Here is a 25,386-nt window from a genome sequence, read left to right on the forward strand (position 1 = left end):
TAACTGCTCACATTTTTTTCGGGAAGAAAAGGAAAGGTGATATAAATGACAACACAAGTAGTAAACGTCATTGGCGCAGGTCTTGCAGGAAGTGAAGCAGCTTATCAAATTGCAAAACGTGGTGTCCAAGTTAGATTATATGAAATGAGACCGGTAAGGCAAACGCCAGCTCATCACACAGATAAATTCGCTGAATTAGTATGTAGTAACTCACTTCGTGCAAACACTTTAACAAATGCAGTTGGAGTTATTAAAGAGGAAATGCGCTTAATGGATTCTGTAATTATTCGTGCGGCGGATGAGTGCTCTGTACCAGCTGGAGGCGCTTTAGCTGTAGACCGTCATGAGTTCGCAGCTAAAGTAACAGAATACGTAAAGAACCATCCAAATGTAACTGTAATGAATGAAGAAATTACAGATATTCCAGAGGGACCGACAATTATTGCTACAGGTCCATTAACATCTCCTGATCTTTCTGCAAAATTGAAAGAATTAACAGGAGAAGATTATTTCTACTTCTATGATGCTGCAGCCCCAATCGTAGAAAAAGACAGCATTGACATGAATAAAGTATATTTAAAATCGCGTTATGACAAAGGTGAAGCTGCATATTTAAATTGCCCAATGACAGAAGAAGAGTTTGATCGTTTTTATGAGGCTCTAATTGCTGCTGAGACAGTGCCTTTAAAAGAGTTTGAAAAAGAAATTTTCTTTGAAGGTTGTATGCCAGTAGAGGTTATGGCAAGTAGAGGGAGACAGACGTTAGTATTTGGACCTATGAAACCTGTTGGATTGGAAGATCCAAAAACAGGGAAAACGCCATATGCTGTTGTTCAGTTACGTCAAGATGATGCAGCGGGAACTTTATACAATATCGTAGGTTTCCAAACACATTTAAAGTGGGGACCGCAAAAAGAAGTGTTACAGTTAATTCCAGGATTAGAAAATGCAGAGATTGTACGTTATGGTGTAATGCATCGTAATACGTTTATTAATTCACCTAATTTGCTTCGTCCAACATATCAATATAAACAACGGGATGATTTATTCTTCGCTGGTCAAATGACTGGAGTAGAGGGATATGTTGAATCGGCAGCATCAGGATTATTAGCAGGAATTAATGCTGCGCGTCTTGTGCAAGGTGAAGAGCCAGTTGTATTACCGCCAGTAACTGCGATGGGTAGCATGGCAAATTACATTACGGCAACGAACGCTAAAAACTTCCAACCGATGAATGCGAACTTCGGTCTATTTGCACCGTTAGAGAAGAAGATTAAAAAGAAAGCAGAACGAAATGAAGCGTACGCAGCACGAGCTTTAGAAACGATTCGAAATTTTGTAAATATTTAGTTAAATTTCTTGCAAAGGCTACTAAGTTGTGATACGATTTAGTAGCCTTTATTGAGGTGAGTTGTGTGAATGTGAAGAAATTGTTACAATTATTCGTTGGATATTTACAAATTGAAAGAAATTATTCAAAATATACAATTGCAAGTTATCAAAATGATTTAGAACATTTTGTGCAATTTATGGAACGAGAAGGCATATCCTCTTTTTTAGACGTTATATACGCGGATGTTCGTTTGTACTTAACGACGTTGCACGATGAGAAGTTAGCCCGTAAATCTGTCGCAAGAAAAGTATCAAGCTTACGAAGTTTATATCGTTTTTTGATGCGTGAAGGTTATCGAAAGGATAATCCGTTTGCACTTGCGTCACTCCCCAAAAAAGAATTGTCAATCCCAAAGTTTTTATATGCTGAAGAGTTAGAGGAATTATTTGAAGTTTCTGACACAGAAACACCATTAGGTCAAAGGAATCAAGCTTTGTTAGAGTTGATGTATGCGACTGGGATCCGTGTGAGTGAATGTGTCAATTTACAACTTACCGATATTGACTTTGCGGTGGGAACAATTTTAGTAATGGGAAAAGGAAAAAAACAAAGGTATATTCCGTTCGGAAGCTATGCGCAAGATTCTTTAATTACTTATATAGAGAATGGGAGAAAACAGTTAGTTAATAAGACTGACGAAGACTCTCATATGGTATTTTTAAATGCGAAAGGTAAACCGCTAACAAGTCGTGGAGTTCGTTATGTTTTAAATGAACTCATTAAAAAGGCTTCGCTGACAATGCGGATAAGTCCCCATATGTTAAGGCATACATTTGCTACACATATGCTAGATGAAGGGGCGGATTTACGTACTGTACAGGAGTTATTAGGCCATGAAAATTTGTCGACGACACAAATTTATACGCATGTCTCTAAAGAAAGATTGCGTTCTGTTTACATGAAGCATCACCCGCGGGCATAAATTGCTTTAAAAGCTATAAAAACAAATAAAGGAGTTTTTTCTATGGGAAATTTCCACGCTACAACGATATTTGCAGTTCATCATAATGGAGAATGTGCAATGGCTGGAGATGGCCAAGTGACAATGGGAAATGCTGTTGTAATGAAACATACAGCTCGTAAAGTTCGTAAACTTTTCCAAGGTAAAGTTTTGGCTGGTTTCGCAGGATCAGTTGCTGACGCATTTACTCTTTTTGAAATGTTTGAAGGGAAATTAGAAGAGTATAATGGCAACTTGCAGCGTGCTGCTGTTGAAATGGCCAAACAATGGCGTGGCGATAAAATGTTACGTCAGCTAGAAGCAATGCTCATTGTCATGGATAAAACAACTATGCTCCTTGTTTCAGGTACAGGAGAAGTAATTGAACCGGATGATGGTATTTTAGCAATTGGATCTGGTGGGAATTATGCACTTTCTGCAGGTCGTGCTTTAAAGCAATATGCAAGTGAACACTTAACAGCGAAGCAAATTGCGAAAGCGAGTTTAGAGATTGCTGGCGATATTTGTGTTTATACGAATCACAACATAATTGTTGAAGAATTGTAGAATCGTAAGGGAGGCATTTTATATGCATTTACATTTTACTCCGCGCCAAATTGTGGAAAAATTAGATCAATACATCATCGGTCAAAAAGACGCAAAGAAAGCGGTTGCTGTAGCGTTGAGAAATCGATATCGTCGCAGTAAATTAGCTGAAAATTTACGTGACGAAATTGCACCTAAAAATATCTTAATGATTGGACCGACAGGTGTTGGGAAAACAGAGGTAGCACGACGAATGGCGAAACTCGTTGGAGCACCTTTTATTAAGGTTGAGGCTACAAAATTCACAGAAGTTGGATATGTGGGTAGAGATGTAGAGTCGATGGTACGTGACCTAGTGGAAACATCGGTTCGTATCGTAAAAGAAGAAATGGTAGTGAAAGTTCAAGATAAAGCCGAAGAGCAAGCGAATCAACGTCTTGTTGAAATTTTAGTGCCGAGTCCAGAGAAACAATCTGGATTCAAAAATCCATTAGAGATGCTTTTTGGAGGCACTCAAAATTCGAATCAAACGTCTGATACACAAGAAGATGTTGAAATCGAAAAGAAGCGTCAAGATGTGGAGAGAAAGCTTGCTGCAGGGCTTCTTGAAGACGAAATTGTATCGATTGAAGTGACTGAACAACAGTCTTCCATGTTTGATATGTTACAAGGAACTGGCATGGAGCAAATGGGAATGAATTTCCAAGATGCGCTAGGAAGTTTTATGCCGAAAAAAACGAAAAAACGTAAACTTTCTGTAAAAGAAGCAAGAAAACTCTTGACAAATGAAGAGGCACAGCGCTTAATTGATATGGATGAAGTTACACAAGAGGCTGTTTATCGTGCTGAACAGCTCGGGATTATTTTTATCGATGAAATTGACAAAATTGCTGGTAAGCAGTCGAATAGCGTAGATGTATCACGTGAAGGTGTGCAACGTGACATTTTGCCGATTGTAGAAGGGTCGAATGTTGCGACAAAATACGGATCAGTAAAAACGGATTATATTTTATTCGTTGCAGCTGGAGCGTTCCATATGTCTAAACCGTCGGATTTAATTCCGGAATTGCAAGGGAGATTTCCGATTCGAGTAGAATTAACAAAATTATCGACAGACGATTTTGTTAAAATACTAATCGAGCCTGACAATGCGTTAATTAAACAATATATGGCATTATTAGCGACTGAAGGTATAGAAATTGAATTTTCAGACGAAGCTATTCGTAAGATTGCTGAGATTGCTTATCAAGTTAATCAGGATACAGATAATATTGGAGCAAGAAGACTTCATACGATTATGGAGAAGCTCCTTGAAGATTTATCGTTTGAAGCATCTGAAATTACGTTAGAGAAAATAACGATAACACCTCAATACGTTGAGGAGAAATTAGCAACAATTGCTAAAAATAAAGATGTGAGCCAGTTTATTTTGTAATAGTGTCATCAGGTGACTCGCCCTAGTTTCCAAGTGATGAAAAAATATGTGAGTAACATGTAGGAGGAACTTTTGAAATGGAATTATTAGCAAAAACGAGAAAATTAAATGCGTTATTACAGAGCGCAGCAGGGAAGCCTGTAAACTTTAGAGAAATGTCTGACACAATGTGTGAAGTAATCGAAGCAAACGTATTCGTAGTTAGCCGTCGTGGTAAATTACTAGGTTATGCAATTCACCAACAAATCGAAAACGAACGCATGAAGCAAATGCTTGCAGAACGTCAATTCCCAGAAGAATATACACAAAGCTTATTCAACATTACAGAAACATCTTCAAACTTAGATGTGAACAGTGCTTACACAGCATTCCCAGTAGAAAACAGAGAATTATTTGGTCAAGGTTTAACTACAATCGTACCAATCGTTGGTGGCGGTGAGCGTCTAGGTACATTAGTATTAGCTCGTCTTGGTCAAGAGTTCTTAGATGATGATTTAATCCTTGCTGAGTACAGCTCAACTGTTGTAGGTATGGAAATTTTACGTGAAAAAGCAGAAGAAATCGAAGAGGAAGCACGTAGTAAAGCTGTTGTTCAAATGGCGATCAGCTCATTATCTTACAGTGAGTTAGAAGCGATTGAGCACATCTTCGAAGAATTAAATGGAACAGAAGGTTTACTTGTTGCAAGTAAAATTGCTGATCGCGTAGGAATTACTCGTTCTGTAATCGTAAATGCACTACGTAAATTAGAAAGTGCTGGTGTTATTGAGTCTCGTTCTTTAGGTATGAAAGGAACATACATTAAAGTGCTAAACGACAAGTTTCTACAGGAACTTGCTAAATTAAAAACAAACTAATTTGTAAAAAACTCTCCTCGATTGAGGAGAGTTTTTTATCAGAGTGTTGGGAAACCCTTTAGGGGTTCCCAACACTCTGTAATCATTTTGATTTTAGCGAATAAAAACAACATAAAATAATAGAGTTTCAAAAAAATAGCCCTCCACCAGACCTTTTTTGGTCAGATGGAGGGCTATTTTTTTCATGTTTTGACAAGCTGCGGTGAGATAAGCCTGCATTTGGACAGACTTCAGCCCTCGAAATCGAGCATATCGATAGCCATGTAGTTCTTTGGCGTCTGCAAAGCTTCGCTCTATAGTTGAACAGCGTACTTTGTACAACTTTTTCCCTGTAACTGTTAGTTTGTTTTTTCTAGCGATATCCTTATATTTCTCCCATATATGATGAGTGATAACTTTTTGTTTTTGTTTCTTTGAAAAACATACCTCACGTAGCGGACAAACAGCGCAGTCTTCTGGCTTCGATTTATATTGACGATATCCTTCACGATCCGTTGTCGCATACTCTAAAATACACCCCATCGGACAAGCGAATGCATTCATTTCTTCTACATATTTAAATTGGCTTTTTGGTACTTCTTTATTTCTTTTTCCAAATCGGCGATACCCCATCACCATAAATATATTTCTCTCCGATAATTTCTTACAGATATAGCTCGTAAAATAGCCTGCATCAAGAGCTACAGCTTCTACTTTGAACCCGAATTTATCAATTTGAGCTTGGAGGCGTGCTAAATATGGCTCGGAATCTGCCATATTTCCAGCCGTTACATAGGTATCTGTAATAATATTGTACTTCGCATCAGTCGTACGATGGTCTAAGAAATGAAAACCGTTCGGTTTTCCATCTCTCATTAAAAATCCACTATCTGGATCCGTTGTACTTATACGAGTTTTTTTGGTAGGGGTATCACTTTCCTCTCTAGGTTTTAATTCTTTTTTCCATGTACCTTACGATCTTCGATTACCGCAGCTTCTAGCTCATCTATATAAAACTTTGCTTTTTCTTTTTTATATTTATGTACAAATTTATTTTTATTGGCATTGGCCTTAATGTGCGTAGAATCTGTCATTAGCGCACGTCCTCCCACCATCCGGTGCTCTGTCGCTTGCCTCACGATCTCATCAAAAATTTCTTCGAAAATATTTGTATGAATAAAGCGGGTACGGCGATTCCAACTGATTGTAGAATGATCTGGAATAGTATCTGATAGAGAAAATCCTAAAAACCAACGGTAGGCGATATTCGTTTTAATCTCTTTTTCCAATTGACGCTCCGAACGAATACCGTAAAAATATCCAATAAACATCATTTTAAATAAAACGATAGGATGGATTGACGGACGTCCATTGTTTTCACAGTAATAAGGGCGTAATTTCTCTTCAATAAAATCAAAACTAATTGTCGCTTCAATCGCACGAAGGAAATGATCTTGTGGAACCAACTCTTCTACAGAAACAGATACACGTTCATCACGATGATTTTTTAAAGCACCCATCATAAAAACTCTCTCCTTTTCCTCTTTTTTATCAGTGTTGACACATAAAAAGAGGTTCAGACACAAAAACAGGCTGTGGAGAAGACTTTCTCCACAGCCTGGTAAAAAACTCTCCTCGATTGAGGAGAGTTTTTTATGTGCAATGGATAGATGGTGCTTGTGAAAAGTGTCATAAGCGTGTTTTCTGAGAAAACTATTAATTGTATTTATTTTTTTGCTTAAAAGAAATGAAGGTTGGTAATACTGGAATTCGAGTATGAACAAAGAAAGTTTTACATTGTTCGCATTTTCGACTTGATTGTAATATTTCAGTATGATATAGTAAGCAGTGGTGTCAGTACAAAGTACACACGTTTACTGATTTAAGTGTTGGTGCTACGTTTGTAGTTTCGCTTAGAGATGAAGTAAACGGAGGATATCAAAAACCATTTAGGAGGAACTATATTATGTCAGTAATTTCTATGAAGCAATTGCTTGAAGCTGGTGTTCATTTCGGACATCAAACTCGTCGTTGGAACCCAAAAATGAAGCGTTACATTTTCACAGAGCGTAACGGTATCTACATCATCGACTTACAAAAAACTGTGAAAAAAGTTGAGGAAGCTTACAGAACGATGCGCGACATCGCTGCTGAAGGCGGAGACATCTTATTCGTAGGTACTAAAAAACAAGCACAAGAAGCTATTAAAGAAGAAGCAACTCGTGCTGGTATGTACTTCGTTAACCAACGTTGGTTAGGCGGAACTTTAACAAACTTCCAAACAATCCAAAAGCGTATCAAGCGTCTTAAAGACATCGAAAGAATGCAAGAAGATGGTACTTTCGAAGTACTTCCTAAGAAAGAAGTTGTTCAACTTAAAAAAGAGTTAGAGCGTCTTGAGAAATTCTTAGGCGGTATTAAAGATATGAAAGGTCTTCCAAGTGCATTATTCGTAGTAGACCCTCGTAAAGAGCGTATTGCAGTTGCTGAAGCACGCAAATTACACATTCCAATCATCGGTATCGTTGATACAAACTGTGATCCAGACGAAATCGATCACGTTATCCCAGCAAACGATGATGCAATTCGTGCTGTAAAACTTCTTACATCTAAAATGGCAGACGCGATCCTTGAAGCAAAACAAGGTGAAGAAACTGTTACTGCGTAACAAAGTTGGAAAGGTGATAAGGGGTTCGGCCTTTTATCACCTTTTTTAAGGTATAAACACCTTTATAAAAGGTATAAATACATATTTTAGGAGGATGAAAAGTATGGCAATCACTGCTCAAATGGTAAAAGAATTACGTGAAAAAACTGGCGCAGGTATGATGGACTGCAAAAAAGCTTTAACAGAAACTAACGGCGACATGGAGAAGGCAATTGACTTCTTACGTGAAAAAGGTATTGCGAAAGCTGCTAAAAAAGCTGACCGCATTGCTGCTGAAGGTTTAACTTTCATCGAAACAAACGGTAACGACGCTTTAATCTTAGAATTAAACTCTGAAACTGATTTCGTTGCGAAAAACGAAGGTTTCCAAACACTAATTAAAGAATTAGCTGCTCACTTATTAACTAACAAACCAGCTAACGTTGAAGAAGCTATGGCTCAAACAATGGAAAACGGTAAAAAAGTTGAAGAGCACATCAACGAAGCAATCGCTAAAATTGGTGAAAAACTTACACTTCGTCGTTTCGAAATCGTATCAAAAACTGATGCAGATGCATTCGGCGCTTACCTACACATGGGTGGACGCATTGGTGTATTAACAGTTCTTGAAGGTTCTACTGATGAAGCTGCTGCTAAAGATGTTGCAATGCACATCGCTGCAGTTAACCCTAAATACATCGACCGCGATGCTGTAACAGCTGAAGAAGTTGAGCATGAGCGTCAAGTATTAACACAACAAGCATTAAACGAAGGCAAGCCTGAGAAAATCGTTGCAAAAATGGTTGAAGGCCGTTTAGGCAAATTCTTCGAAGAGATTTGCTTACTTGACCAAGCATTCGTTAAAAACCCTGATATGAAAGTTCGTCAGTTCGTTGAGTCTAAAGGCGGAACATTAAAAGGATTCGTTCGCTACGCTGTTGGTGAAGGTATCGAAAAACGCGAAGACAACTTTGCTGAAGAAGTAATGAACCAAGTAAAAGGTAGCAACTAATACAGATTAGGGAACACATTGTGTTCCCTTTTTTAAAATAAAGATGTAAGCAATTGGAGGTTCATTATGAGTAAACCGAAATATAATCGTGTCGTTTTAAAGCTAAGTGGAGAAGCTTTAGCTGGAGAGCAAGGATTTGGAATTAACCCAACTGTTATTAAGTCAGTTGCGGAACAAGTAAAAGAAATTGCAGAACTTGATGTAGAGGTTGCTGTTGTTGTTGGTGGCGGTAACATTTGGCGTGGGAAAATTGGAAGTGAAATGGGCATGGATCGTGCAGGGGCAGATTACATGGGCATGTTAGCGACAGTTATGAATTCATTAGCTCTTCAAGATAGCTTGGAGAATATCGGAATTCAAACTCGTGTACAAACTTCAATTGAGATGCGTCAAGTTGCAGAACCTTACATTCGTCGTAAAGCAGTTCGTCACTTAGAGAAAAAACGTGTTGTTATCTTTGCAGCAGGTACAGGTAACCCATACTTCTCTACAGATACAACAGCAGCATTACGTGCGGCAGAAATTGAAGCAGATGTAATTTTAATGGCGAAAAACAATGTAGATGGTGTATATAATGCGGATCCATCTATTGATCCAACAGCTACGAAATATGAAACGCTTACTTACTTAGACGTATTAAAAGAAGGTTTAGGTGTAATGGATTCTACAGCTTCTTCTCTATGTATGGATAATGATATTCCATTAATTGTATTCTCAGTTATGGAAAAAGGTAATATTAAACGTGCCGTTTTAGGCGAAAATATCGGAACAGTGGTAAGGGGGAAATAAATATGGGACAACAAGTATTGAAGTCTTCAAATGAAAAAATGGAAAAAGCAGTTGCTGCTTATTCTCGTGAATTAGCAACAGTTCGTGCTGGCCGTGCAAACGCGTCTGTATTAGATAAGGTACAAGTTGATTACTATGGTGCACCAACACCAGTTGTGCAATTAGCGAACATTACAGTTCCAGAAGCGCGTTTACTAGTAATTCAACCTTATGATAAAACTTCTATCGGTGATATTGAAAAAGCAATTTTAAAAGCAGATTTAGGCTTAAATCCTTCTAATGATGGAACTGTAATTCGTATTGCATTCCCTGCATTAACAGAAGAACGTCGTCGTGATCTTGTAAAAGTTGTGAAAAAATATGCTGAAGAAGCTAAAGTTGCTGTTCGTAACGTACGTCGTGACGGAAATGATGATCTTAAGAAGCTTGAAAAAGCTGGCGAGATTACAGAAGATGATTTAAGAGGATATACTGAAGATATCCAAAAAGAAACAGATAAATATATTGCAAAAGTTGACGAAATCGCAAAAAACAAAGAAAAAGAAATCATGGAAGTGTAATAGCGATAACTTCGCAATTATGACCCTCTTCTTAAGGGGGTCTTTTTACACTTTTAGGCATACGTCTGCTTGCTGGAGGGTATGAATGATGTTTAAAAACTTTCCTTTTTTTAAAGGTAAAAAGGACACATCGTTTGATCATCTCGTTGAAGAAGTGAAAAAAGGATATATCCCAGAACATATTGCCATCATTATGGATGGGAATGGAAGATGGGCAAAGAGGAGAGCAATGCCTCGTATTGCGGGACATCATGAAGGTATGCAAGTTGTAAAGAAAATTACAAAATTTGCAAGTAAACTTAATGTGAAAGTGTTAACTCTTTATGCTTTTTCAACTGAGAACTGGAAAAGACCGAAAAAGGAAGTTGATTATTTAATGAAGCTTCCAGAAGAATTTCTAGGTACATTTTTACCAGAATTGATTGAAGAAAACGTACAAGTCCGAGTAATAGGGCAAAAAGATCGTCTTCCTACGCATACACGCAGAGCGATGGAGAAAGCCATGGAAGATACGAAAGAGAATACGGGATTAATTCTTAATTTCGCGTTAAACTATGGAAGTCGAGATGAAATCGTTTCTGCTGTGCAACATATGATGAAAGATAATGAGGAAGGAAAAATTCGTTCTGAAGAGGTAAGTGAAGAAATGCTTTCCTCCTACTTAATGACGAGTTCTTTACCTGATCCAGAGTTGTTAATCCGAACAAGCGGAGAGCTACGTATTAGTAATTTCATGTTATGGCAAATTGCATATTCGGAGTTTTGGTTTACAGACGTGTATTGGCCAGACTTCAAAGAAGAACATTTGCTAAATGCGATTACTGACTTTCAACATAGAGGGCGCAGATTCGGAGGCGTGTAGAAAGAGAGGGTTTGGTAGTGAAACAGAGAATTATTACTGGAGTGGTTGCTGCCGCGCTATTCATTCCCATCGTAATATACGGTGGCGTGCCTTTTACGGTTTTAGTGTATGCACTTGCTTCTATAGGTTTATATGAATTAATTCGTATGAATAAGCTTACGCTTATTTCAGTACCGACAGTTTTAGCTGCAGTATTATTGTGGATTCTTTTAATTCCAAGTAGTGCATCAGAACTGTTTACATGGATTGGATTAGGTAAATTGGAAATCACATTTGTGATTGTTTTATTACTTTTATCATATACAGTCCTTTCTAAGAATACATTTACTTTTGATAATGCTTCATTTTTACTGATGGCAACGACATATGTGGCAATGGGATTCTTATATTTAAATGAAACGAGAATATTAGGAATTAAATATGTATTTTGCGCATTATTTGTTATATGGGCTACTGATTCAGGCGCATATTTCGTAGGAAAAGCATTGGGCAAGAGAAAATTGTGGCCAGAAATCAGTCCAAATAAAACGATTGAAGGTTCATTAGGGGGCATCGTTTGTGGAATTATTGTGGCACTTGTTTACAACGTGTTCTTCCCAGTCGAATCGAATGTAGTAATTTTAATTGTGCTGACAATTATTATTTCTATTTTTGGACAAATTGGTGATTTAGTACAATCTGCTTTTAAACGTCATTATGGCGTAAAGGATTCAGGTACAATTTTACCTGGGCATGGTGGTATATTAGACCGAACAGATAGTTGGTTATTCGTTTTACCAATTCTCTACTTCTTATTACAATATAATTAATAAATGAACGAGGGGTTGGAGTCATGAAAAACATTAGTTTATTAGGTGCAAGCGGATCAATTGGTACACAAACTTTAGATGTATTACGCTCGCACCCAGACCAATTCCGTCTCGTTGCTTTTTCTGTAGGGAAAAATATTGACTACGCAGTAAAGGTAATTCAAGAATTTTCTCCGCAAATCGTCTCTGTGCAAAGAGAAGAAGATGTTTTAAAATTACAATCTGTTTCAGGTAATACAAAAATTGTATATGGTAGTGAAGGACTTTTAGAAGTAGCACTACATCCAGATGCGGAGATTGTAGTAAATGCTGTTGTAGGTAGCGTAGGGTTGTTACCAACACTTCGTGCAATTGAGGCGAAAAAAACAATTGGAATTGCAAATAAAGAAACGTTAGTAACTGCAGGACATCTTGTAATGGAAGCAGCACGAAAACATAATGTTTCGTTACTTCCAGTTGATAGTGAACATTCGGCTATTTTTCAATGCTTGAATGGTGAAAATGAAAAAAGAATTTCTCGTCTTATTATAACGGCTTCTGGTGGAAGTTTCCGCGATAAAACGAGGGATGAATTGCATCATGTGACCGTAGAAGATGCGCTTCGACATCCAAACTGGTCAATGGGTTCGAAAATTACAATTGATTCTGCTACAATGATGAATAAGGGACTAGAAGTAATTGAAGCACATTGGCTTTTTGGTATTCCTTATGAGCAAATCGATGTTGTTTTACATAAAGAAAGTATTATCCATTCTATGGTTGAATTTGAAGATCGTAGTGTAATGGCGCAGCTTGGTTCACCTGATATGCGAGTACCAATTCAATACGCACTTACATATCCGGATAGATTGCCTCTTTCAGACACAAAACAGTTAAACTTATGGGAAATAGGGACGTTGCATTTTGAGAAAATGGACCAAGAACGATTCCGTTGTTTACGTTTTGCGTATGAAGCTGGAAAAGCAGGTGGAAGTATGCCAGCTGTAATGAACGCAGCGAATGAAGTAGCTGTTGAAGCCTTTTTACAAAAGAGAATTGATTTCTTAACAGTGGAAGACCTCATTGAAAAAGCAATGAACCATCACAATGTCATTGCACGACCGAGCTTAGAGGAAATTTTGGAAATTGATGCGGCCACAAGACGGTTTGTGATGGAACAAATTTAGCAAAGGTGGTTATGGAATTGAATACAGCGATTGCCTTTATATTAATTTTCGGTGCACTCGTATTTTTCCATGAGCTAGGGCATCTATATTTCGCAAAAAGAGCAGGTATTTTATGCCGCGAGTTTGCGATTGGTTTTGGTCCGAAAATATTCTCATTTGAAAAGAATGAAACGGTGTATACGATTCGATTACTGCCCCTTGGTGGCTATGTAAGAATGGCTGGCGAGGATGCGGACACAGTTGAGTTAAAGCCTGGGAAAAAGGTTGGCCTTGTATTAAATGAAAAAGACGAAGTTGTGAAATTAGTTTTTGATGGATATGAAAAGTATCCAAATGTTCGTGTTATTGAAGTCGAACAAGCTGATTTGGAGCATAATTTAACAATTTCGGGCTATGAAGAGTACGAGGAAGAGCTTCAAACATTCCGAGTGAATGAAAAGGCTCGTATTATTACTGCGGGGGAAGAAATTCAAATTGCCCCGTATAATAGACAATTTGGCTCGAAAAAACTAGGGCAACGCGCTTTAACAATCTTTGCGGGTCCTGCAATGAACTTCATTTTAGCATTTGTTATTTTTGTGATTCTTGGATTTGTACAAGGGGTTCCTGTTGACAAACCAATGGTCGGAAAAGTGATGGATAACAGTGCAGCACAGCAAGCTGGATTGAAAGAGAATGATACAATTCAAGCTATTGATGGGAAAAACACAAGTACATGGAAAGATGTTGTTACTATTGTACGTGAAAACCCAAATAAAGAAATTACGTTACAAGTAAAGCGTGATAATGAACAGTTTAATGTGAAAGTAACGCCAACACTCGATAAAGAAGGTAAAGAAGAAGTTGGTAGAATTGGTGTCTACTCTCCTGTAGAGAAAACAGTGATGGGTTCTATTAAATCAGGTTTTGAACAAACGTACCAATGGACGAAACTAATTTTTGAGTCTCTTGTGAAATTAGTAACTGGTCAATTTTCTATTAATGAGTTGTCAGGTCCAGTAGGAATTTATAATCTAACAGATCAAGTTGTAGATTATGGGTTTACGCGTGTACTAAGTTTAGCTGCAGTTCTAAGCATTAATCTTGGTTTATTTAATTTATTACCAGTTCCTGCTTTAGATGGTGGCCGTTTATTCTTCTTCTTAATTGAAGCGTTACGAGGGAAACCAATTGATCGCCAAAAAGAAGGAATGGTTCACTTTATTGGTTTTGCATTATTAATGTTACTTATGTTAGTTGTAACTTGGAATGACATTCGTAAGTTTTTCTTGTAAAATAAAGTGAAACTTATAATGAAATAGAGCTCGTAGAATAAAATCCCTCACCTAACTCGAGGTGAGGGGTTTTACTGCGTGTAAGAGTAAAATGAAGAGGTGCAAATAAATGAAACAAAGTATGGTATTCAGTCCTACATTACGTGAAGTTCCAGCTGATGCTGAAATTAAGAGTCATCAGCTATTACTTCGTGCAGGTTTTATGCGTCAAAATGCTTCTGGTATTTATAGCTTTCTACCATTTGGATTAAAAGTATTACACAAAGTAGAACGTATCGTTCGAGAAGAAATGGAGCGCGCAGGAGCTGTAGAATTATTAATGCCAGCTATGCAAGCTGCAGAATTATGGCAAGAATCAGGTCGTTGGTATTCTTACGGATCTGAATTAATGCGTATGAAAGATCGTAACGCTCGTGAATTCGCATTAGGAGCGACACATGAGGAAGTAATTACGGATCTTGTGCGTGATGAAGTGAAATCATATAAAAAATTACCGTTAACATTATACCAAATTCAAACAAAATTCCGTGATGAGCAAAGACCTCGTTTCGGCTTATTACGTGGAAGAGAGTTTCTAATGAAAGATGCCTACTCTTTCCATGCTACACAAGAGAGCTTAGATGAAGTATACGATCGCTTATATAAAGCATACTCTAACATTTTTACTCGCTGTGGCTTGAATTTCCGTGCAGTTATTGCTGATTCTGGAGCAATGGGCGGAAAAGATACACATGAATTTATGGTATTATCTGATGTTGGTGAAGATACAATTGCATACTCTGACACATCTGATTATGCAGCAAACATCGAAATGGCTCCTGTTGTAGCTACGTATACGAAGAGTGACGAAGCAGAAAAAGCACTTGAAAAAGTAGCAACACCAGACCAAAAAGCAATTGAAGAAGTATCTGCATTCTTAAACATTGCAGCTGACAAGTGCATTAAGTCTATGGTGTTTAAAGTAGATGAGAAATTAGTAGTTGTACTTGTTCGTGGTGATCACGAAGTAAACGATGTGAAAGTGAAAAATGTATATGGCGCTTCAGTTGTTGAGCTTGCTTCTCATGAAGAAGTAAAAGCATTATTAAATTGTGAAGTTGGTTCATTAGGACCGATTAATGTAACAGGTGATATCGAAATTATTGCTGATCACGCTGTAGCATCAATTGTTAACGGATGTTCAGGAGCGAATGAAGAAGGGTTCCATTATGTAAATGTAAATCCAGAACGTGACTTTAAAGTAAGTCAATATACAGATTTACGCTTTATTCAAGAAGGAGACCAATCTCCAGATGGAAACGGAACAATTCTTTTCGCACGCGGAATTGAAGTTGGTCATGTATTCAAATTAGGAACTCGTTATAGTGAAGCAATGAACGCAACATTCCTAGATGAAAATGGAAAAACACAACCACTTATTATGGGTTGTTACGGTATCGGTGTATCTCGTACAGTAGCAGCAATTGCAGAGCAATTTAACGATGAGAACGGCTTAGTTTGGCCAAAAGCGGTAGCACCGTTCCATGTGCATGTAATTCCAGTAAATATGAAATCTGATGCACAACGTGAAATGGGTGAAAATATCTACAACTCATTACAAGAACAAGGCTATGAAGTGTTATTAGACGATCGTGCAGAACGTGCAGGTGTTAAATTTGCAGATGCAGATTTATTCGGTCTTCCAGTTCGTGTTACAGTTGGTAAAAAAGCAGACGAAGGTATTGTAGAAGTGAAAGTACGTGCTACAGGTGAGTCTGAAGAAGTAAAAGTAGAAGAACTTCAAACATATATTGCAAATATTTTAAAATAAGAAGAGGTACCTCGTAATGGGGTACCTTCTCTTTCTTTGTAAACGTATTTTGTAAAAGAAGAGGTGAGAAATCTTTCTTTGTGGTACGTTTCAATTTATAATAGCAAATGGAAGGAGAGTGCTTATGTCTTTAACAAATGAACAACAAGAGCGATTTCAAATTTTGCTCCAGCAGTTGCAAATACCAGACGACCTTATAAATCAATATTTACAAGGCGGTGGTATTGAAAGGCTCGTTATTGATAAAGCGAATAAAAGTTGGCATTTTGATTTACAAGTGCCACGTATTTTGCCTACAGAATTATATGAATTGCTAGAAACAAAGCTTAAGCAATCATTTTCTCATATTGCAAGAACAACATTTGCATTAGAAACAGAGAATAAACAATTTACAGAAGAAGAAGTGAGGGCGTATTGGCCGCTTTGTACGGAACGAATTACATTTTCACCTATGTTCGCATACTTAAAGAAGCAGCTTCCACAGGTGAATGGAGTGAAGTTGTTAATAAATGTAAATAACGAGCTGGAGTCTACGGCTTTAAAGAAAAACGTTGCGAAACCAGTAGGGGATCAATACGAAGTTTTTGGATTCCCGCGTTTTCAGTTAGACACACATATACAGCAAAATACAGAAGAAATGCAAAAGTTTCGTGAACAAACGCAGCAAGAAGACCGTGAGCGTGTTATACAAGCTATGGAAGAAATGGCGAAGAAGCAAGCTGAAGAAAGCAGCGTTGTGTATGAAGGACCGATTACACTCGGGTATCTTATTAAGCCAGATGAAGAGATTACACCGATGCGAGAAATTCAAGATGAAGAAAGAAGAAAAACGGTTCAAGGATATGTCTTCCATGTAGAAACAAAAGAGCTTCGTAGTGGGCGTACGTTATTAACTTTAAAAATAACGGATTATACGGATTCTATTATGATCAAAATGTTCTCGCGTGACAAAGAAGATATTCCAATGCTGCAATCCTTGAAAAAAGGAATGTGGGTGAAAGCGCGTGGTTCTGTTCAAAACGATACATTCGTTCGAGATTTAGTAATGATTGCAAATGATATTAATGAAATAACAGGACCGTCTCGTAAAGATAAAGCACCAGAAGGCGAAAAACGAGTAGAGCTGCATCTCCATACTCCGATGAGTCAAATGGACGCTGTCACTCCAGTTTCTAAGCTTGTTGCTCAAGCTGGTAAATGGGGACATGAGGCTATTGCGGTTACAGATCATGCCGTGGCTCAGTCCTTCCCAGAGGCGTATTCTGCAGGGAAGAAGGCTGGTGTTAAAGTTATATATGGTGTAGAAGCAAATCTAGTTAATGATGGTGTACCGATAGCGTATAACGAAGCGCATCGTTTACTTGCAGAGGAAACGTATGTTGTTTTCGACGTTGAGACGACAGGTTTATCAGCTGTATACGATACAGTCATTGAGTTGGCTGCCGTAAAAGTAAAGGGTGGCGAAATTATTGATCGCTTTGAATCTTTCGCAAATCCACATCAACCATTATCAGCGACGATTATTGAATTGACAGGTATTACGGATGATATGTTAACTGATGCACCTGAAGTGGACGAAGTGTTTAAAAAGTTTGAGGAATGGATGGGCGACCATACACTTGTTGCCCATAACGCGAGCTTTGATATGGGCTTTATTAACGTAGGTTTTAAAAAGGCTGGACTAGAAAAAACGAATAATCCAGTTATTGATACGTTAGAACTTGCACGATTTTTATTCCCAGAAATGAAAAATCATCGATTAAATACGATGTGTAAAAAACTTGATATTGAATTAACACAACATCACCGTGCGATTTATGATACAGAAGCGACGGGATATTTACTTGTGAAAATGTTGAAAGACGTAATTGAAAAGGGATTTGAATATCACGATCAATTAAATGATAGCATGGGACAAGGGGATGCGTATAAGCGTGGCCGTCCAAGTCATATGACGTTACTTGCCACATCAGATGTTGGATTGAAAAATTTATATAAACTTGTTTCATATTCTCACCTTAATTACTTTTACCGTGTACCACGTGTGCCGAGATCACTATTAAAAAAATATCGTGAAGGGATTTTAGTAGGAACGGCTTGTGATAAAGGTGAAGTGTTTGAGGCAATGATGCAAAAGGCACCTGAAGAGGTAGAAGAAATTGCCCAGTTCTATGATTACATTGAAGTAATGCCTCCAGAGGTGTTGCGTCATTTAGTAGAACGTGAGCTTGTTCGAGACGAAGGTCAATTAAAAACAATTATTTCTAACTTAGTAAAACTAGGTGAGACGTTAGATAAACCAGTTGTTGCTACAGGAAACGTGCATTATTTAGACCCTGAGGATGCGATGTATCGTAAAATTTTAGTCAGTTCGCAGGGCGGAGCCAATCCGTTAAATCGACATTCATTACCGCCAGTACATTTCCGTACAACTGATGAGATGTTAGAATGTTTTTCATTCTTAGGTGAAGACAAAGCGAAAGAAGTTGTTGTAACAAATACACAAAAGATTGCGTCATTAATTGGTGATGTGCATCCAGTAAAAGACGATCTATACACACCGAAAATTGAAGGTGCTGATGATGAAACGCGTGATATGAGTTATAAAATGGCGCGTAGCATTTATGGTGAAGAGTTACCGGAAATTGTAGAAGCACGTTTAGAAAAAGAATTAAAAAGTATTATTGGGCATGGATTCGCCGTAATTTATTTAATTTCACATAAGCTTGTGAAAAAATCGTTAGTAGACGGATATCTAGTAGGTTCGCGTGGATCGGTAGGGTCATCATTTGTTGCAACGATGATGGAAATTACAGAAGTAAACCCATTACCACCACACTATGTATGTCCGAAGTGTAAGCAATCAGAATTCTTTAATGATGGTTCTGTAGGTTCTGGTTTTGACTTACCAGATAAAGAATGTCCTGCTTGTAATATTCCATATGTAAAAGATGGACATGACATTCCTTTCGAAACGTTCCTTGGATTTAAAGGAGATAAGGTGCCCGATATCGATTTGAACTTCTCCGGGGAATACCAACCACGTGCCCATAACTATACGAAAGTACTGTTCGGTGAAGACTATGTATATCGTGCAGGAACGATTGGTACAGTTGCGGAAAAAACTGCTTACGGATATGTAAAAGGTTATGCAAATGATCATAACTTAACGATTCGAAATGCAGAGATTGATCGCTTAGTAGCAGGGTGTACCGGTGTAAAACGTACAACAGGACAGCATCCAGGCGGTATTATCGTTGTGCCAGATTACATGGATATCTTTGATTTCTCACCAATACAGTACCCAGCTGATTCAATTGGTGCTGAATGGAGAACAACGCATTTTGATTTCCACTCGATTCATGATAATTTATTAAAACTTGATATACTAGGACACGATGATCCGACCGTTATTCGTATGTTACAAGATTTAAGTGGTATTGATCCGAAAACAATCCCAACGGATGATCCAGAAGTAATGAAAATTTTCTCTGGTCCAGAATCGTTAGGGGTAACGGAAGAGCAAATTAACTGTAAAACAGGTACACTTGGTATACCAGAGTTTGGTACAAAATTCGTAAGACAGATGTTAGAAGAGACAAAACCGACGACATTCTCAGAGTTAGTCCAAATTTCTGGACTATCACATGGTACTGACGTATGGCTTGGTAATGCAAACGAGTTAATTTATAACGGTACATGTACGCTGAGCGAAGTTATCGGTTGTCGTGATGACATCATGGTATATTTAATCTATCAAGGTCTAGATCCATCATTAGCCTTCAAAATCATGGAGTCGGTTCGTAAAGGTAAAGGTGTACCGGAAGAATGGGAAGAAGACATGAAAAATAATAATGTACCAGATTGGTATATTGATTCATGTAAGAAGATTAAATACATGTTCCCTAAAGCCCATGCGGCTGCTTACGTACTTATGGCTGTACGTATCGCATACTTTAAAGTACATTTTGCACTGTTATTCTATGCCGCATATTTTACAGTTCGTGCAGATGATTTTGATGTAGAGGCAATGGCGAAAGGTTCAGCATCTATACGTGCAAGAATTGATGAAATTGCTCAAAAGGGACTCGATGCTGCGCCGAAAGAGAAGAGTTTATTAACAGTACTAGAAATGACACTTGAAATGTGTGAGCGTGGATACTCATTCCAAAAGGTGGATTTATACCGCTCACATGCAACAGAATTTATTATTGATGGAGACACATTAATTCCTCCATTTAATGCGGTACCTGGTCTTGGTACAAACGCAGCTTTAAGTATTGTGGAAGCACGTAAAAATGGAGACTTCTTATCAAAAGAGGACTTGCAGCAGCGTAGTAAGGTTTCGAAAACAATTATTGAGTATTTAGATAGTCAAGGTTGTTTAGGAGATTTACCGGATCAAAACCAGTTATCACTGTTCTAGTAGGTAGGAAAAGTCTTTGCAAATCAACATTTCCTATGATATACTATTAACCGAGATAACCATGTCATGTATATTGTGTAAAGAAAAGAGTGGGGAAACCCACTCTTTCGTGTTACTATCTATGTTTTCTCTACGTAGATAGGTAAAAGATTTCTGTCGTATATACATATTTTGTTACAAGTTTTACTTCTTAAATTTGGTAATACTAAGACAGATAATCCCTGCTGAACAGCAGGGGCTTTTGTTAGCTAACGAGAAAGAATAAGATAGACCGTTTTTAAAGTGGCGGGGTCTTCTTCTTTTAAATGGTACATGACGGCAGGAAGGAGGCTGTTTATGGATAAGAAAGTCACAGAAGTTGTAGAAGCATTTGCGCAGCCGATCGTTGAAGAGTTAAATCTTGAACTTGTAGATGTAGAGTATGTGAAAGAAGGACAAGACTGGTTCTTACGCGTATTCATCGATTCTGAAAAGGGAGTCGACATTGAAGAATGCGGTGCGGTAAGTGAACGTTTAAGCGAAGCTTTAGATAAAGAGGATCCAATTCCTCATCTTTACTTTTTGGATGTATCATCTCCTGGAGCGGAACGCCCATTAAAGAAAGAAAAAGACTTCCAGCAAGCGGTAGGAAAACAAGTGGCAATTAAAACATATGAGCCGATTGATGGTGAAAAGATGTTTGAAGGAAAACTGCTTTCTTACGATGGTACAACAATAACATTATTATTAACAATTAAAACACGTAAAAAAGAAATCCAAATTTCGATGGATAAAGTCGCAAATGCGCGACTTGCTGTTACGTTTTAGTTAGAAGGGGGATCTTCATGAGCACTGAGTTATTAGATGCTTTGCTCGTATTAGAATCTGAAAAAGGCATTAGCAAAGACATTATTATTGATGCGATTGAAGCAGCTTTAATCTCTGCTTATAAGCGCAATTTTAATCAAGCACAAAACGTTCGTGTGAGCTTTAACCCAGAAGTGGGAACAATTCAAGTTTTAGCACGTAAAGACGTAGTAGACAATGTGTTTGATCCACGTCTTGAAATTTCTGTAGAGGAAGCAAGACAAATTAATCCAAACTACCAAGATGGTGACGTACTAGAAATTGAAGTAACACCAAAAGACTTTGGTCGTATTGCAGCACAAACTGCAAAACAAGTTGTCACACAACGAGTGCGTGAAGCAGAGCGCGGTGTTATTTACTCTGAGTTTAGTGACCGTGAAGAAGATATTATGGTAGGTATTGTACAACGTCAAGATGCTCGTTTCATCTATGTAAGCTTAGGAAAAGTAGAAGCTTTATTACCTGTAAGTGAGCAAATGCCTAATGAGCAATACAAACCACATGATCGTATTCGCGTATTCATTACGAAAGTAGAAAAAACGACAAAAGGACCACAAATTTACGTATCACGTACACATCCTGGTCTTTTAAAACGTTTATTCGAAATGGAAGTTCCTGAAATCTATGATGGAACTGTAGAAATTCGTTCTGTAGCACGTGAAGCTGGCGATCGCTCTAAGATCTCTGTATATGCAGAGAACACTGATGTTGATCCAGTTGGTTCTTGTGTAGGACCAAAAGGGCAACGTGTACAACGCATTGTAGACGAATTAAAAGGTGAAAAAATTGACATCGTCCGCTGGTCAAATGATCCAGTTGAATATGTTGCAAATGCATTAAGCCCATCACAAGTTGTTAAAGTACTTGTAGATGAAGAAGAAAAAGCGACAACAGTAGTTGTTCCAGACCACCAGTTATCATTAGCTATCGGTAAGCGTGGACAAAATGCACGTCTTGCAGCTAAATTAACAGGCTGGAAAATTGATATTAAGAGTGAGTCTGATGCGAAACAACTTGGTATTGTAACAGAAGAAGATAGCGTAATCGCATTTGGATTCGATTCAGTGGAAGACGAAATCGAATAGAGGTGATGAGTATGAGCAATCGAAAAGTTCCGTTACGAAAATGTGTTGCAACGCAAGAAATGAAATCAAAACGAGAGCTCGTTCGCATTGTTCGTTCCAAAGAGGGAGAAGTGTCCATTGATTTAACTGGGAAAAAATCAGGACGAGGTGCTTACTTGTCGAAGGACAAGGAGAGCATTCTTCAAGCTCAAAAGAAAAATGTTTTGGAACATCATCTAAAAGCGAAAATCGACGGTTCTTTATATGAAGAGCTTCTTGAGCTTGTTGAGAAGGAGTCGAAATAAGTGTCCGATTGGAAATCGTTTTTAGGACTAGCAAACCGGGCTCGGAAAATTATTTCGGGTGAAGAACTCGTTTTAAAAGAAGTACGAAGTGGCAAAGCAAAACTTGTATTGCTATCTGAAGATGCGTCAGTAAATACTACAAAACGCATCACAGATAAAACTACGTACTACAACGTACCAATGAGAAAGGTCGAAAATCGACAACAATTAGGGCATGCGATTGGGAGAGATGAGCGAGTCGTTGTAGCTGTGTTAGATGTAGGCTTTGCGAAAAAGCTGCGTAGCATGCTCGATACAAATTACCGGGGGTGAAGGTATGAGTAAAATTCGAGTGCATGAATATGCAAAAAAACATAATATCTCAAGTAAAGATCTTATGACAAAACTAAAAGAAATGAATATCGAGGTTTCGAATCATATGACAATGTTAGACGATGAAGTAGTAAATAAATTAGATAATGAATATCAAACTGAAAAACCTTCTGTTGCAGATGAGTTTGAAGTAGAAGAAAAAGTTGTTCGCAGTAAAAAGAACAGCAATAAGAAAAAGAAAAAAGGCAAAGGAAACGAAGACAAACGTCAAGAGAACTTTGCTGGTAGACAACAAACTCAAATTGTAGAAACACCAGATAAAATTACTTTCTCTGGAAGCCTTACAGTAGGAGATCTTGCTAAAAAATTAAGCAAAGAGCCATCTGAAATTATTAAGAAGCTCTTCATGCTTGGAATTATGGCAACAATTAACCAAGACTTGGATAAAGATACAATTGAGTTAATTGCTAACGACTACGGTATTGAAGTAGAAGAAGAAGTAATTGTAAGCGAGACTGAGTTTGAAACATTCATTGATGAGCAAGATGATGAAGAGAACTTAAAAGAACGTCCAGCTGTAGTTACAATCATGGGACACGTTGACCATGGTAAAACAACATTACTGGATTCTATTCGTAACTCAAAAGTAACTGCAGGCGAAGCGGGTGGAATTACTCAGCATATCGGTGCATATCAAGTTGAAGTAAACGATAAGAAGATTACATTCTTAGATACACCTGGTCACGCAGCATTTACAACGATGCGTGCTCGTGGAGCACAAGTAACGGATATTACAATCCTTGTTGTTGCAGCGGATGACGGTGTTATGCCACAAACGGTTGAAGCAATTAACCATGCGAAGGCAGCAGGAGTACCAATTATTGTTGCTGTGAATAAAATGGATAAACCAGCTGCAAACCCTGATCGCGTAATGCAAGAACTAACTGAATATGAATTAGTTCCAGAAGCTTGGGGCGGAGATACTATTTTCGTACCAATTTCTGCAATTCAAGGCGAAGGCATTGACAACTTACTAGAAATGATCCTTCTTGTAAGTGAAGTAGAAGAATATAAAGCAAATCCAAACCGCTATGCAACTGGTACAGTAATCGAAGCACAGCTTGATAAAGGTAAAGGAACTATCGCGACATTACTTGTTCAAAATGGTACGCTTCGAGTTGGAGATCCAATCGTTGTTGGAACTTCATTCGGACGTGTTCGTGCAATGGTAAGTGATATTGGTCGTCGTGTAAAAGTTGCTGGTCCATCAACTCCTGTTGAAATTACTGGTTTAAACGAAGTACCACAGGCTGGAGATCGTTTCATGGCATTTGCTGATGAGAAGAAAGCTCGTCAAATTGGTGAATCACGTGCACAAGAAGCGTTAGTTGCACAACGTGGTGAGAAATCTAAATTAAGCCTTGAAGATTTATTCCAACAAATCCAAGAGGGCGATGTAAAAGAAATTAACTTAATCGTAAAAGCAGACGTACAAGGTTCTGTTGAAGCGATGGCAGCATCACTTCGTAAAATTGATGTTGAAGGCGTAAAAGTTAAAATCATTCACACTGGTGTAGGTGCGATTACAGAATCTGATATCATTTTAGCTTCTGCATCTAATGCAATTGTAATTGGATTTAACGTACGTCCAGATGTAAACGCGAAGCGTACAGCTGAATTAGAGAACGTTGATATTCGTTTACACCGTATTATTTATAAAGTAATCGAAGAGATTGAAGCAGCTATGCAAGGTATGCTTGATCCAGAATTCGAAGAAAAAGTAATCGGTCAAGCAGAAGTTCGTCAAACGTTTAAAGTAACAAAAGTTGGAACAATCGCAGGTTGTTACGTAACAGACGGTAAAATTACGCGTGATAGTGGCGTACGTATTATCCGTGACGGCGTAGTAATTTTCGAAGGACAACTTGATACGTTAAAACGTTTCAAAGACGACGTAAAAGAAGTTGCACAAAACTATGAGTGTGGTATTACAATTGAGAGATATAATGATCTTAAAGAAGGGGACATCATTGAAGCGTACATTATGGAAGAAGTGAAGCGATGATTATCGCTTCACTCTCATTCGAGTGTATGATTTACGATGTGCATTCTTTAAAAGAGAAACGTGCAATTTTACAACGTGTGTTAACTCGTGTAAAACAGCGCTATAATGTAGCTGTTTCTGAAGTTGGGCACCAAGATGTATGGCAACGTACAGAAATTGCAATTGTTTCCGTATCCTCAAATCGTGTTATCTGTGAGAAAGAAATGAATCGTGTACTTGAGTACATCGATTCATTTCCTGAAATTGAACGTACAATAACACATTTGGAATGGTATTGAATGAGGTGAAG

Annotated in this window: 22 protein-coding genes; 21 read left to right on the forward strand and 1 reads right to left on the reverse strand. The window is 37.9% G+C overall.

All coding sequences use genetic code 11. The features are described from left to right. Positions 1-45: 45 nt before the first annotated feature. The 5 genes from trmFO to codY all read left to right on the forward strand — a co-directional run bounded on the left by trmFO (position 46) and on the right by codY (position 5,171). Positions 46-1,350, forward strand: coding sequence for an FADH(2)-oxidizing methylenetetrahydrofolate--tRNA-(uracil(54)-C(5))-methyltransferase TrmFO (gene trmFO, locus QCI79_RS21645; RefSeq protein WP_000213002.1), 1,305 nt, complete (start codon positions 46-48; stop codon positions 1,348-1,350). 65 nt (positions 1,351-1,415) lie between these two features. Then, on the forward strand, positions 1,416-2,315 hold the full coding sequence (xerC, locus tag QCI79_RS21650) for a tyrosine recombinase XerC (RefSeq protein WP_021727524.1): 900 nt from the start codon (positions 1,416-1,418) through the stop codon (positions 2,313-2,315). A 42-nt stretch (positions 2,316-2,357) separates the two neighbouring features. Then, a complete protein-coding gene (gene hslV / locus QCI79_RS21655) occupies positions 2,358-2,900 on the forward strand; it encodes an ATP-dependent protease proteolytic subunit HslV (protein WP_000526272.1) in 543 nt (180 codons plus the stop codon). A gap of 22 nt (positions 2,901-2,922) precedes the next feature. Further along, positions 2,923-4,314: an ATP-dependent protease ATPase subunit HslU gene (hslU, locus tag QCI79_RS21660; protein ID WP_000550087.1), complete on the forward strand. Its 1,392-nt coding sequence runs from the start codon at positions 2,923-2,925 to the stop codon at positions 4,312-4,314. A gap of 77 nt (positions 4,315-4,391) precedes the next feature. Continuing rightward, complete coding sequence (gene codY, locus QCI79_RS21665) at positions 4,392-5,171, forward strand: GTP-sensing pleiotropic transcriptional regulator CodY (RefSeq protein ID WP_000421290.1); 780 nt, start codon at positions 4,392-4,394, stop codon at positions 5,169-5,171. A gap of 93 nt (positions 5,172-5,264) precedes the next feature. Here the strand turns inward: codY and QCI79_RS21670 are convergent. Continuing rightward, positions 5,265-6,673, reverse strand: a protein-coding gene (locus tag QCI79_RS21670) for an IS1182 family transposase (protein WP_097914644.1) whose coding sequence is annotated in 2 segments (ribosomal slippage) — positions 5,265-6,112 and positions 6,112-6,673 — 1,410 coding nt in all. Because the reading frame shifts where the segments join, the coding sequence is not laid out codon by codon here. 443 nt (positions 6,674-7,116) lie between these two features. Between QCI79_RS21670 and rpsB the strand changes: the two genes are divergently transcribed. From rpsB to QCI79_RS21750, 16 genes are all read left to right on the forward strand, one after another. Beyond that, entirely contained in the window at positions 7,117-7,818 is a 702-nt protein-coding gene (gene rpsB / locus QCI79_RS21675) for a 30S ribosomal protein S2 (RefSeq protein ID WP_000111485.1), read from the forward strand. A 103-nt stretch (positions 7,819-7,921) separates the two neighbouring features. Continuing rightward, positions 7,922-8,809 carry a translation elongation factor Ts gene (gene tsf / locus QCI79_RS21680; protein WP_001018578.1) on the forward strand — a complete coding sequence of 296 codons (888 nt, stop codon included), beginning with the start codon at positions 7,922-7,924 and terminating at the stop codon, positions 8,807-8,809. A 66-nt stretch (positions 8,810-8,875) separates the two neighbouring features. After that, complete coding sequence (gene pyrH, locus QCI79_RS21685) at positions 8,876-9,598, forward strand: UMP kinase (protein ID WP_000042668.1); 723 nt, start codon at positions 8,876-8,878, stop codon at positions 9,596-9,598. Positions 9,599-9,600: 2 nt separating this feature from the next. After that, a complete protein-coding gene (gene frr / locus QCI79_RS21690; protein WP_000531501.1) occupies positions 9,601-10,158 on the forward strand; it encodes a ribosome recycling factor in 558 nt (185 codons plus the stop codon). Between the two features lie 85 nt (positions 10,159-10,243). Then, complete coding sequence (gene uppS, locus QCI79_RS21695) at positions 10,244-11,020, forward strand: undecaprenyl pyrophosphate synthase (protein WP_000971296.1); 777 nt, start codon at positions 10,244-10,246, stop codon at positions 11,018-11,020. A gap of 17 nt (positions 11,021-11,037) precedes the next feature. Next, positions 11,038-11,829 carry a phosphatidate cytidylyltransferase gene (cdsA, locus tag QCI79_RS21700; RefSeq protein WP_000813592.1) on the forward strand — a complete coding sequence of 264 codons (792 nt, stop codon included), beginning with the start codon at positions 11,038-11,040 and terminating at the stop codon, positions 11,827-11,829. Between the two features lie 23 nt (positions 11,830-11,852). Continuing rightward, a complete protein-coding gene (gene dxr / locus QCI79_RS21705; protein ID WP_000790372.1) occupies positions 11,853-12,995 on the forward strand; it encodes a 1-deoxy-D-xylulose-5-phosphate reductoisomerase in 1,143 nt (380 codons plus the stop codon). Between the two features lie 17 nt (positions 12,996-13,012). Further along, the gene (gene rseP, locus QCI79_RS21710; RefSeq protein ID WP_001090245.1) at positions 13,013-14,269 is read left to right on the forward strand and encodes an RIP metalloprotease RseP; all 1,257 of its coding nucleotides are present in this window, start codon (positions 13,013-13,015) and stop codon (positions 14,267-14,269) included. A gap of 109 nt (positions 14,270-14,378) precedes the next feature. After that, positions 14,379-16,079, forward strand: coding sequence for a proline--tRNA ligase (locus tag QCI79_RS21715; protein WP_000814333.1), 1,701 nt, complete (start codon positions 14,379-14,381; stop codon positions 16,077-16,079). Positions 16,080-16,203: 124 nt separating this feature from the next. Further along, on the forward strand, positions 16,204-20,505 hold the full coding sequence (locus QCI79_RS21720; RefSeq protein WP_000060004.1) for a PolC-type DNA polymerase III: 4,302 nt from the start codon (positions 16,204-16,206) through the stop codon (positions 20,503-20,505). Between the two features lie 336 nt (positions 20,506-20,841). Further along, a complete protein-coding gene (rimP, locus tag QCI79_RS21725; RefSeq protein ID WP_000359096.1) occupies positions 20,842-21,312 on the forward strand; it encodes a ribosome maturation factor RimP in 471 nt (156 codons plus the stop codon). A 17-nt stretch (positions 21,313-21,329) separates the two neighbouring features. Continuing rightward, positions 21,330-22,436: a transcription termination factor NusA gene (nusA, locus tag QCI79_RS21730; RefSeq protein ID WP_000102604.1), complete on the forward strand. Its 1,107-nt coding sequence runs from the start codon at positions 21,330-21,332 to the stop codon at positions 22,434-22,436. 11 nt (positions 22,437-22,447) lie between these two features. After that, the gene (gene rnpM / locus QCI79_RS21735; RefSeq protein WP_000071127.1) at positions 22,448-22,720 is read left to right on the forward strand and encodes an RNase P modulator RnpM; all 273 of its coding nucleotides are present in this window, start codon (positions 22,448-22,450) and stop codon (positions 22,718-22,720) included. Further along, on the forward strand, positions 22,721-23,032 hold the full coding sequence (locus QCI79_RS21740; RefSeq protein WP_001286524.1) for a YlxQ family RNA-binding protein: 312 nt from the start codon (positions 22,721-22,723) through the stop codon (positions 23,030-23,032). Between the two features lie 4 nt (positions 23,033-23,036). Beyond that, positions 23,037-25,097, forward strand: coding sequence for a translation initiation factor IF-2 (infB, locus tag QCI79_RS21745; protein WP_000036343.1), 2,061 nt, complete (start codon positions 23,037-23,039; stop codon positions 25,095-25,097). Next, the gene (locus QCI79_RS21750) at positions 25,094-25,375 is read left to right on the forward strand and encodes a DUF503 domain-containing protein (RefSeq protein ID WP_000582363.1); all 282 of its coding nucleotides are present in this window, start codon (positions 25,094-25,096) and stop codon (positions 25,373-25,375) included. Before infB ends, QCI79_RS21750 begins: the two co-directional genes overlap by 4 nt. Positions 25,376-25,386 lie beyond the last annotated feature (11 nt).

The organism is Bacillus cereus group sp. MG1 (assembly GCF_040460035.1).
GTDB classification, from domain to species: domain Bacteria; phylum Bacillota; class Bacilli; order Bacillales; family Bacillaceae_G; genus Bacillus_A; species Bacillus_A cereus.